At 72.6% G+C, this 10,092-nt stretch carries 8 protein-coding genes; 7 read left to right on the forward strand and 1 reads right to left on the reverse strand.

Translation table 11 applies throughout. From position 1 onward, the window contains the following. Positions 1–143: 143 nt before the first annotated feature. Positions 144–3,338, reverse strand: a complete 3,195-nt coding sequence (locus tag ACFC1F_RS40985) for an AAA family ATPase (RefSeq protein ID WP_376166614.1) — start codon at positions 3,336–3,338, stop codon at positions 144–146. 247 nt (positions 3,339–3,585) lie between these two features. Here ACFC1F_RS40985 and ACFC1F_RS40990 point away from each other — a divergent pair, with 247 nt between their 5' ends. The 7 genes from ACFC1F_RS40990 to ACFC1F_RS41020 all read left to right on the forward strand — a co-directional run bounded on the left by ACFC1F_RS40990 (position 3,586) and on the right by ACFC1F_RS41020 (position 10,049). Continuing rightward, positions 3,586–5,250, forward strand: coding sequence for a peptide-N4-asparagine amidase (locus ACFC1F_RS40990; RefSeq protein ID WP_376166616.1), 1,665 nt, complete (start codon positions 3,586–3,588; stop codon positions 5,248–5,250). 170 nt (positions 5,251–5,420) lie between these two features. Further along, positions 5,421–6,146, forward strand: a complete 726-nt coding sequence (locus ACFC1F_RS40995) for a DUF5995 family protein (protein ID WP_376166618.1) — start codon at positions 5,421–5,423, stop codon at positions 6,144–6,146. A gap of 249 nt (positions 6,147–6,395) precedes the next feature. Continuing rightward, positions 6,396–7,124, forward strand: coding sequence for a flavodoxin family protein (locus ACFC1F_RS41000; RefSeq protein ID WP_376166620.1), 729 nt, complete (start codon positions 6,396–6,398; stop codon positions 7,122–7,124). Positions 7,125–7,298: 174 nt separating this feature from the next. Then, complete coding sequence (locus ACFC1F_RS41005) at positions 7,299–7,655, forward strand: hypothetical protein (protein ID WP_148642039.1); 357 nt, start codon at positions 7,299–7,301, stop codon at positions 7,653–7,655. A gap of 66 nt (positions 7,656–7,721) precedes the next feature. After that, the gene (locus tag ACFC1F_RS41010) at positions 7,722–8,051 is read left to right on the forward strand and encodes a transposase (RefSeq protein ID WP_376166622.1); all 330 of its coding nucleotides are present in this window, start codon (positions 7,722–7,724) and stop codon (positions 8,049–8,051) included. Between the two features lie 726 nt (positions 8,052–8,777). Further along, positions 8,778–9,170, forward strand: a complete 393-nt coding sequence (locus tag ACFC1F_RS41015; RefSeq protein ID WP_245203994.1) for a tyrosinase cofactor — start codon at positions 8,778–8,780, stop codon at positions 9,168–9,170. Between the two features lie 51 nt (positions 9,171–9,221). Beyond that, the gene (locus ACFC1F_RS41020; RefSeq protein WP_209409882.1) at positions 9,222–10,049 is read left to right on the forward strand and encodes a tyrosinase family protein; all 828 of its coding nucleotides are present in this window, start codon (positions 9,222–9,224) and stop codon (positions 10,047–10,049) included. Positions 10,050–10,092: the final 43 nt, after the last annotated feature.

Genomic DNA, 10,092 nt, shown 5'->3' on the forward strand with positions numbered 1-10,092 from the left:
GACACGACCGCGCGCCCCTCCCGGTACTCACCGTGGCACCCGCCCTAGGGGGGGGGCGCCAACCGTTCCACTCCGGTTGCCGCCCCACCCTTCGTTACCGGCGCGTGCGGACGGGCCCGCCCGCGGACCGCGCCCCGCGGGGTTCAGGCATCGTCGGCGGCGCCCATCGGCTCGGAGCCGCCCGGGCCCTGCCATCCGGTGGGGGAGTGCCACATGACGGCGACGTCCAGGACGCGCTGGACGAGTTCGGGGATCCACGGCTCGTCCGGTGCCTCGGGCAGGACCACGCAGAGCCGCCCGGGTGCGTCGGGCAGGACCTGCGCGATCTCCCGCAGGCGGACGGCGCCGGCCCGAACGGCGTGGTACGAGGTCCGGCCGGCCGGAAGGACCTCGTAGACGACCGGCCCCCGGGCGCCGGGCCGGATGACGTCGGCGATCGGCGAGTCGTCCGGCCGGTGGCCGGCGAAGAGGAGCGAACTCTTGAGCTGATGACGGACCGCCTCGTGCCTGAGGCACGTCCGGTCCTGGTCGGCCAGGGCCCTGAGCTCGGCCGTGAGCAGGGCGGCCGGTGACGGCCCGCCGAGTGCCGCCGGTTCCTCGTCGCTCAGCGTTCCCGGGGCGGCGTCCGCCGCCACGACGTAGACGTCGGAGTGCCGCCGGACGACCCGGACGTCCAGCTCCTGTCCGGGCTCGGGCCTCGGGTCGTCCTGCCGGAGCTCCAGGACGTAGCGCCGCTGCCGGTCCGTCGCCACGGGGGTGACCCGCCAATGGAACCGGTCGCCGTGGGCGAGGGCGCGGACCCTCAACCCCGTACCCGGTTCGAGCTCGTCCGCCTCGGGCAGGCCGAGGGTGGCGTGGATCTCCGCGTCCAGGGGGGTGTGCCGGCGGACGGACACGACCGACCGGCCGTCCGGCGCGAGCGTCCAGGTGAGCGAGATCCCGCGGACCAGCAGTGCGCCGCGGGACGAGATCTCGACGTGGCCCTTGGCCAGGTCCGCTGCGAGGGAGCGCCGGAGCCGGGCGGGGAACCCCGGACTCGCCGGACCCGGCTGCTCGGGCGTGAGACCGGCGAACACGGTGCCCGCTTCGGCGCTCACCTCGATCTCGTCGACGGCCAGGGAACGCACGGCATCCACGGTGCCGAGGCCGGTGCCGGGGCCGGGGCGCCGGTCGGCGTCGGCGTCGGCGGGGGGCGTCCCGTCGGCGGCGGGCAGCATGACCGCCGGCAGCGGTGAGGCGTGTAGGACCGTCAGCGTCTGGGTGCTCCGGGTCAGCGCCACGTACAGCTGGCGCGCTCCCTCGGGGCCGCGGGCGGTGATCGTGGCCGGCTCCAGGACCAGGACGTGGTCGAACTCCATGCCCTTCGCCTCACCGGCGGTCAGGACGGTCACCGCCTCCCGCACCTCGTCGGTCATCTCCTCCGCGGAGTCGACCAGCAGCTGGACCTGCGCGAGCCAGTCCGAGTCCTCGGGGACGACCAGGGCGATCGAGCGCTGGGTACGGCCGTCGGAGCCGGCGAGCCGTGCCGCGTGCCCGACCGCCTCGGCCAGCAGCTGCCAGGGAGTGGTCTCCACGATGCGTACGGCCTCCCCGTCCGCCTCCTTGACGGCGACGGGGAACGGAACGGACGGGGCCACCTCGCGGGCCAGGGGGGCGACGAACTCCATGATCCGGGCCGGCACCCGGTAGCTGGTGGTGAGCTGTTCGAGGTGCCAGCCGCCCTCACCCGCCAGGATCCGGGCGATCCGCTCCCAGTCCGCGTAGCCGTGCGGGCCGGTGGCCTGGGCGAGGTCGCCGAGGACGGTCATCGACCCCTTCGGGTTCCGCCGCCGCAGTGATCTGGCCTGCATGGGGGTGAGGTCCTGGGCCTCGTCCACCACGATGTGGGGGTAGCGCTGCGGGGTCTCGCCCGAGATGAGGGAGCGCAGTTCCTCCAGGCACACCAGGTCGTCGAGCGTCCAGGGCTCGTCCTCGGCGCGCTCGGCCGCCGGGCGCCGCAACAGCGCCTGCTCCTGCGCGTCGAGCACCCCGGAGGCGCACTCGGCCAGCCTGGCGGGCGTGTTCAGCAGGCTTCGCAACGCCTCCTCGGGGCTGAGCGGCGGCCAGGCCCGTTCGACGAGTGCGGACACCTGGCGGTGGCGCTCGACGTCCCGCCGGACGGCCTGGTCGAGGGCCCGCTGGGGGAACCCCTGCTGCAACGCGGCCAGCAGGCGGTCCACCAGCAGGTTGCGGAAGCGGTCGCGGCGTGCCCGGTAGTGCCCCGTGCCGTCGCGGGCGTCGTCGAAGGCGCGGAGGACCTCGGAAGCCGGCACCCGCAGCGGCGCGCTGCCCAGGACGACGGTGAGCACCGGCTCCTCCCGGCCGTCCTCGGCAGGGGCCACGGCGGCCTCGACGGCGGCCCGCCGGCAGTTGCCCTCCACCCTCCGGCGCAGCACCTCCGCCATGCGCTCGTCGGACTTGACCCGGCGGACGGCCGCGTCGTCCTGGGCCCGTACGCCGCCTGGCCAGAGCAGGGGGAGCTCGACCGCGGTGACGTTGCGCGTGCCCAGGGTCGGAAGGACCCTGCCGACGTATTCGAGGAACCGCCGGTGCGGCCCGACGACCAGGATGTCCTCGGCCCGGAAGCGCCTGTTGTCGACGAGCCAGGTGACCCGGTGCAGTCCGACGGCGGACTTCCCGGTCCCGGGGCCGCCCTGGACGACCAGGACATCGGTGGACGGGCCGGCCACCAGGGCCATCTGATCGGGCTGGATGGTTTCGACGATGTCGCGCATGAGGGTGCGCCGGGAGCGGTCGAGGTCCCTGAGGAGGAGGTCGTCCACGACGGGCCGGGCGGTACGCGCGGTGCGGTCCGCGTCCCCGGGGGACGGGACGCCGGCTTCGGCCCCGGTGGCGGCCGACGGCACGATGTCGTCGCGGTAGTCCGTGACCGTCCGTCCGTCGCAGTCCAGACGGCGCCGCAGTCGCACCTCACCGGGGGCGTCGGGCGTGGCCAGGCGCCAGGCGGTGGCGAGCGCGTTGGTCCAGGAGATGACCACGGTGTCGCTGGTCTCGGGGTCGTGGACCGTCCGCCGCCCGAGGTAGAAGACCTCCGGTTCGGCCGCTCCGTCCGGTTGGGCGTCCACGCGCATCGTGACGAGGTTCTCGTCGTCGAGGCGGAAGACGTCCGCCCGGGCCCGGGACTCGGCCCGGGCGGCGATGCCGTCCTTGCCGCTGGCCGCCGCAGCGGCCGCGCCCCCGTCCGCGAGTTCGGCCAGTTTCGCGTCGTAGCAGGCGTACGCCCGGTCGACGGCCAGTTGTTCGGCGGCGATGACGGCCACCCTCGATGTCGTGCCCACGTGCTTCCCCTCCCGCGTGCCGCGCGGCGCCGACCCGCGCCCGCAACCGCCACATCCCTACCAGAGCGTGCACGCACCGTGGATGCGGAAGGTTGCATTCGTTGCCGAAACGCCATACCGGAGCCGGAGTCCGGGGCCCGGAGCCGAGCCCGGAGTCAGGCTTCCGGCGGGCACGAGTATTGACGGTGGCATGCCACTGTCGGGAGGATGCCGGGGTCGTCCGTCCGGGCCGAGGAGAGGGACACCGATGGCTGTTCGTCCGCTGTTTCGCCGAGCAGGCCGCCTGTTGGGGGCGGTCCTGCTCGCCCTCACCGGGGCGCTGGCCGCCGCCGGGCCCGCGCACGCCGACTTCGGCAGCGACTACCACGACCCGCTCAGCGCGGTCAGGCCGCTCACCAGGCCGGACACGCGCTCGTGCACGGTCGAGGTGATGCACGACCAGCCGTTCCGGGACGGGTACGGGAATCCGCCGGACACGCCGTACAGCGCCACCGTGGCGCCGCCGGCGGAGTGCGCGGGGCCGTGGTCGGCGGTGGTGATGGACCTGCACGGACAGGTGGCCGGCCGGCAGTTCGACCGGCTGTTCAGCGTGCGGGTCGGCGGAGTGCAGGTGCTGCTCTCGTCCACGCCCGAGCCCTCCAAGGACGGCATCGAGTGGGCGGTCGAGCGGGACGTCACCCGGTACGCGCCGCTGTTCGCGGGCGGGGCGCAGCCGTTCTCCTTCGACCTGGCCAACGTCACCGACGCCACCTACACCGGGGTGTTCCGGATCTCGGCGAGCCTCACCTTCTACACCACCTCCGCGCGGTGGCCCGCGGCCCGCACCGCCGACCGGGTGCTGACCACCGGGGCGTTCGGGCTCACCCAGGCCGCGCCGGCGGCCGGCCGCGAGCTCACCTTCCCGCAGAACCTGGAGCGGCTGACCGCCGAGGTGTACGTGCGGGGCGGGGGCGCGTGCGAGGAGTTCGCGTACGCGTCGGCGCCGGACGAGTTCGCCCGCGCCAACCCGGGGTCCGGGGTGTGCGGGAAGGGGCCGTTCCGTGAGCTGCGGCTCAGCATCGACGGACGGACGGCCGGCGCGGTCTGGCCCTACCCGGTGATCTACACCGGCGGATGGGACCCGCTGCTCTGGCGGCCCACGCCCGGGGTCTTCGCCTTCGACCTGCCCGCGTACCGGGTCGACCTCACCCCGTACGTCGGCCTGCTGCTGGACGGCCGCCCGCACTCCGTCGGCATCGCCGTCAACGCGGCGGAGGCCCAGGCCAACGACCTCTGGAGCGGGCAGGTCAACCTGTTCGCCGAGGTCGACCGCGGCGCCGCCCGCACCACCGGGCAGCTCACCGAGTACCGGGTGGCACCGGAGGCGGCGGTCGGGACGGTCCTCACGGACCACGGCGGCGGCAGCGGGGACTGGAACGTGACGGCGAACCGGCACGACCTGGCGCGCGGCTGGGTGCAGACCTCGCACGGGCGCGTCACCACCGAGGTCCGCGACGACCTCGTCTTCGGCTCCGCCCAGCAGCTGCGCGACGGCGGCAACGACCTCACCCTGCACAACCGCACCGACCTGACCCGGACCACCGCCAGCTGGGGCGCCGGCCCGCACCGCACCACCACCGTCCACGAGGGCGAACCGCTGGACGTCAGCTACAAGGTCACCCGGGACGCGGCCGGCAACAGCGACCAGCGGACGGCCATGGAACTCGGCTACCACCGCGAGGACACCAGTGCCGTCGGCGGCCGGACCACCGGGCGGTCCACCGTCGACCACACCCTGCGCCCGACCGCCCACCGGCACGACGGGGACAGCACCGTGCGCACCGGCGGCTCGGTGGAGGACTACCGCAGCACCGGGCCGGACGGGCCCTACCACCGCAGCATCACCACGGTGGACGGCTGGCCCGTGGGGTAGGCCCGGGACCGGTCGCCCCTGCCGCCCCTCCCGGCCGACGGCCGCGAGGGGCGGTTCGGGTGAACGGGGCCGGTGTGTCCGGGACGGCGGCGGGCGTGGCGGTGGCGGGCGGTGTGTATGGGTGGCAGTCGGACCGAACGGCACCACCCAACGCCTCGGAAGGGGACACCATGACCCAGTCGCGGACCAGGAGCGCACAGAGCGTCGAGGAGGTCGTCGAGCGGATGCGGGCGATCGAGGCCCGGCAGGACCCGCGGGACGGCGTCGCCTGCTTCAACCGGATGTACCTGCGGGTCACCGAGCTGGTGGGCGAACGCCTCCAGGCCGGCTTCTTCCAGGACCAGGCGTTCATCGAGCGCCTGGACGTGGTCTTCGCCAACCTCTACTTCGACGCCGTGGACGCGGCCGAGGCCGGCAGCCCGGTGAACGCGTCCTGGCAGCCGCTGTTCGACGCGAGGGACAACCGGGTGGTCTGGCCGGTCCAGTTCGCCTTCGCCGGGATGAACGCGCACATCAGCCACGACCTCCCGCTCGCCGTGGTGTCGACCTGCATCGAACGCCGCACCACGCCGGAGACGCCGCCCGTGCACGCCGACTACCTCAAGGTGAACGAGCTGCTGGCCCAGGTCGAGGCGGAGGTCCGGGCCTCCTTCGAGGCGCAGGTCATCCGGGCTGCCACCGAGGCCGCCGAACCGCTGAAGCACATCGTCGCCAGCTTCTCCATCGCCCGTGCCCGCGACGCCGCCTGGGCCACCACCCAGACCCTCTGGCACCAGCGCAACCTGCGCCCGCTCTACGACGCCACCCTCGCCGCCGTCACCGCGGGGGCCGCCCTGGCGGGTCGGCTGTTCGTGACCCCGGTCCTTCCCCCGCTCGACCAGCCGGACGGCGCCTGACGGTCCGGCCCGGCGGACTCCGCCCGCCCGGCGGGTCCACCGGGTGCGTCCACCGGGTGCGTCCACCGGGTGCGTCCACCGGGCGGGTCGGCCCCGTAAGGCGGTCGGCCCACCCGGCAGGCGGCGGCGGTGCGGTCCGGTTGGACTGGTGGGCGACCGCTCCGCCACGAAACCCGCCGCCGGGCCGGCGACATGACCCGTCGCACGGCCCGTCGCGAGGTTCGCAAGGCCCGTCGAAAGGCCCCGCCGATGTCCGCTCCGCAGCCCGCCCCGCCCCGCCGCCACGACGACCTGCGCGCCCTGGTGATCAACTGCACGCTCAAGCGCTCACCCGAACGCAGCCACACCCAGGGCCTGATCGACGTCAGCACCGGCATCATGCAGCGCCAGGGCGTCCAGGTCGACGTGCTCCGCGCGGTCGACCACGACATCGCCACCGGCGTCTGGCCGGACATGACCGAGCACGGCTGGGAGACGGACGACTGGCCGGTCCTCTACAGCCAGGTGATGGCCGCCGACATCCTCGTCCTCGCCGGCCCGATCTGGCTCGGGGACAACTCCTCCGTGACGAAGAAGGTGATCGAGCGGCTCTACGCCTGCTCGTCGATCCTCAACTCCGAGGGCCAGTACGCCTACTACGGCCGCGTCGGCGGCTGTCTGATCACCGGGAACGAGGACGGTGCCAAGCACTGCGCGATGAACGTGCTCTACAGCCTCCAGCACCTGGGCTACACGATCCCGCCGCAGGCCGACGCCGGCTGGGTGGGCGAGGCGGGCCCCGGCCCGTCCTACCTGGACCCCGGCTCCGGCGGCCCGGAGAACGACTTCACCAACCGCAACGCCACCTTCATGACGTGGAACCTGCTCCACCTGGCCCGCATGCTCAAGGACGCCGGCGGCATCCCCGCCCACGGCAACCAGCGCTCCGAGTGGGACGCCGGCTGCCGATTCGACTTCGAGAACCCCGAACACCGCTGAGCCGGGCTCTGGTTCGGCCGAGGGGCTCCGGCCACGGCTGCCGCCACGCCGCGCGCGGCAGGTCGTCCCAGGCGTGTGTGGATTCGTGCGGGAGACGTGCCTTCAGGGGGGTTCGATGGCAGCATAGGTCGCAGGAATCAGCCGCCAACTCCACAGGGGGAAACGATGATTGGGTTGCGCACTGCCGTCCGCCTCGCCGCCGTGACTGCCGTCGCCGCAGGCAGCCTGGGTCTCAGCACTGGGGTGGCGTCGGCCGACGCCACCTACCCCGCCAACGTCCCCGGCTGTGCCGGAGGCATGAACGTTCAGTACTACAACGGGCACGACTGGGTGCAGGGCTACGTGATCTCCACTACGGGCAACTACTGTACGGTCAACCTCCAGCAGTCGAACGGCCGCTGGTCCAGCGCCTACAGCAACGTCCGGGGCGACAAGCACTACACCCTCCAGCTCCAGGACTCCGGAATCACCTCGTACGTCGTCGTGTGCAACACCGACCTCGGCCGGTGCGCCACCAGCGCTTCGTACTGACGGACGCCGTCGTCCGGGTCACCGTTGCCGCGGCGGTGCGCGCTGCGGCCGGTGGATCCTGGTGAGGTGGAGAAGCCGCGCGAACACCTCGGCGCGTTCGTGGCCGAGGTGTTCGCGTCCCGGGCGCGCAAGGACCGGCGCCGGCAGGGGGATTGCCACCTGCAAGGGCTGATGCCGGATGGGTGGCGCACGTCGATCCGGCCGATCGCCGAGCGGCTGCGGGACGGGAACATGCGGGCCCTGCGGCAGTTCGTCGGCCAGTCGCCGCGGGACCACGCGCCGGTGCTGCGGCGGATCGTCCGGGAGACGACCTCCGCCCTCGCGCCGGAGGAGTGGGTGATCGACGACACCTCGTTCCCGAAGGCCGGGGAGCTCCTGGGGTGGCGTGCGGGGTGAACACGGCGGGCAGCGGGACTCCTGGGGTGTGTCAGCCATGGAGCCGCTGGTCAGGCAGGGCGTGAAGAAGGTGGTCGAGCGGCTCTGCGCCTGCTCGTCGATCCTCGACTCCGAAGGCCAGTACGCCCACTACGGCCGGGTCGGCGGCTGTCTGTGCCGACGGCTCGTTCGCTACCGCCCGATCGGGGAGCCCGGGCACGTGCCACCACGGCCGGGGCCGGCAGGCCTTCGCGCCGGCGAGGTCATCCGGGGCATCGACTCGGTCCCCGTCGACGGACGGACTCTGCGTCAGTACCTGGACGCCATCGAGAAGCGTCCGTACCCACCGCCGGATCACCCGCCATCGAGGCCGTGTCGGCAGGGCGGGGCAGCGCGTGATCACCTGGTGGCATCGCGTCAACCTGTTCGTGTAACGACCGTCACAAGGGGTGCGTCAGGGCCGCAGGCCTTGCGGCGTGGTGGCCGCCAGGGTGAAGGATCTCCGGTTTTCGCGCGCAGGATTCGCTGTGAACCGAAGCTCTGGCTTCTGTAGAAGATGCAACATCCTTCACGTGACCGGCTTGAAATGAGCACTTTTGGTCCTCAAGTCGATCACGCATCGGGACTGTTCGCTCACGACTGGTAGGAATGATTTCGAGCGGGCCGATCGCCGCCGAATCTGCCGACCGGTCCGCGTGCTACGGGGGCACTGAAACTTCCTCACGTTTTCCATCTGGGGGCACTGCCATGTCCGAAGACACCACCACCGAAATCACCCGCCGCCGGATGCTGCAAGGCGCCGTTGCCGCGACGGCCGTCGCCGCGGGCACGGTCGTCCTGGGCCTCACCGGCCCCACCGTGACACCCGCCAGCGGCGCCGACACGGAGGGCGGCGAAAGCTTCGACGAGGTCTTCCGCGGCCGCCGCATCCAGGGCATGCCGATGTCCGGCGACGGCCACCACGCGATGAGCGGCTACATGGTGCTGATCGACGGCCGCGAACTGCACATGATGCGCAATGCGGACGGCACCTGGATCAGCGTCATCAACCACTACCAGACCTTCACCACGCCGCGCGCGTTGGTCCGGGCTGCCGTCAACTCCCTGGACGGCGCCGACCTGGCCCCGCTCGCCGCCTGATTTCGGACCGCACTCCGGCCTCCGCACAGACCACCCTCGAAGGAAGAACCAATGGCAGTCCGCAAGAACCAGGCGACCCTGACGGCCGCGGAGAAGCGCGCTTTCGTCAACGCGGTCCTGGAACTCAAGCGCCGCGGTGCCTACGACGCGTTCGTCAGCACGCACAACGACTTCATCATGAGCGACACCGACACCACCGAGCGCACCGGTCACCGCTCGCCGTCCTTCCTGCCCTGGCACCGCAGCTTCCTGCTGCGCTTCGAGCGGGCACTGCAGGCGATCGACGCCACCGTCACGCTGCCGTACTGGGACTGGACCACCGACCGCAGCCCGGACTCCTCGCTCTGGGGCCCGGACCTTCTCGGCGGAGGCGGTGCCGGCAGCGACGGCCGCGTGACCACCGGCCCGTTCGCGCAGAGCTCCGGCAACTGGACGCTCACCGTCAGGCCCGACACCCGCAACTACCTGATCCGCCGGCTGGGCCAGAGCGGCGAGGACCTGCCGACCAAGGCCGACGTGGACGCCGTGCTGGGGATCGCCACGTACGATGCCGCGCCGTTCAACAGCTCCAGTGCGGGCTTCCGCAACAACCTGGAGGGCTGGGTGGGCGTCAACGTGCACAACCGGGTGCACGTCTGGGTCGGCGGCACCATGAGCACCGGAATGTCGCCCAACGACCCGGTGTTCTGGATGCACCACTGCATGATCGACCGCCTCTGGGCCGGCTGGCAGAGCCGCCACGCGGGCCAGGGCTACCAGCCGGTCCGCCGCACCAGGAACGTGGTCGCCCTCAACGACACCATGAAGCCGTGGAACGACGTCACCCCGGCCGACCTGCTGGACCACACCAAGTTCTACACGTACGACAGCGCGTACTGATCCGACCGGTGCGGGCCGGGGACCGGAGCAGTGGCCCCTGCTC

Source organism: Kitasatospora sp. NPDC056181 (assembly GCF_042266225.1).
Classification (GTDB): Bacteria; Actinomycetota; Actinomycetes; order Streptomycetales; family Streptomycetaceae; genus Kitasatospora.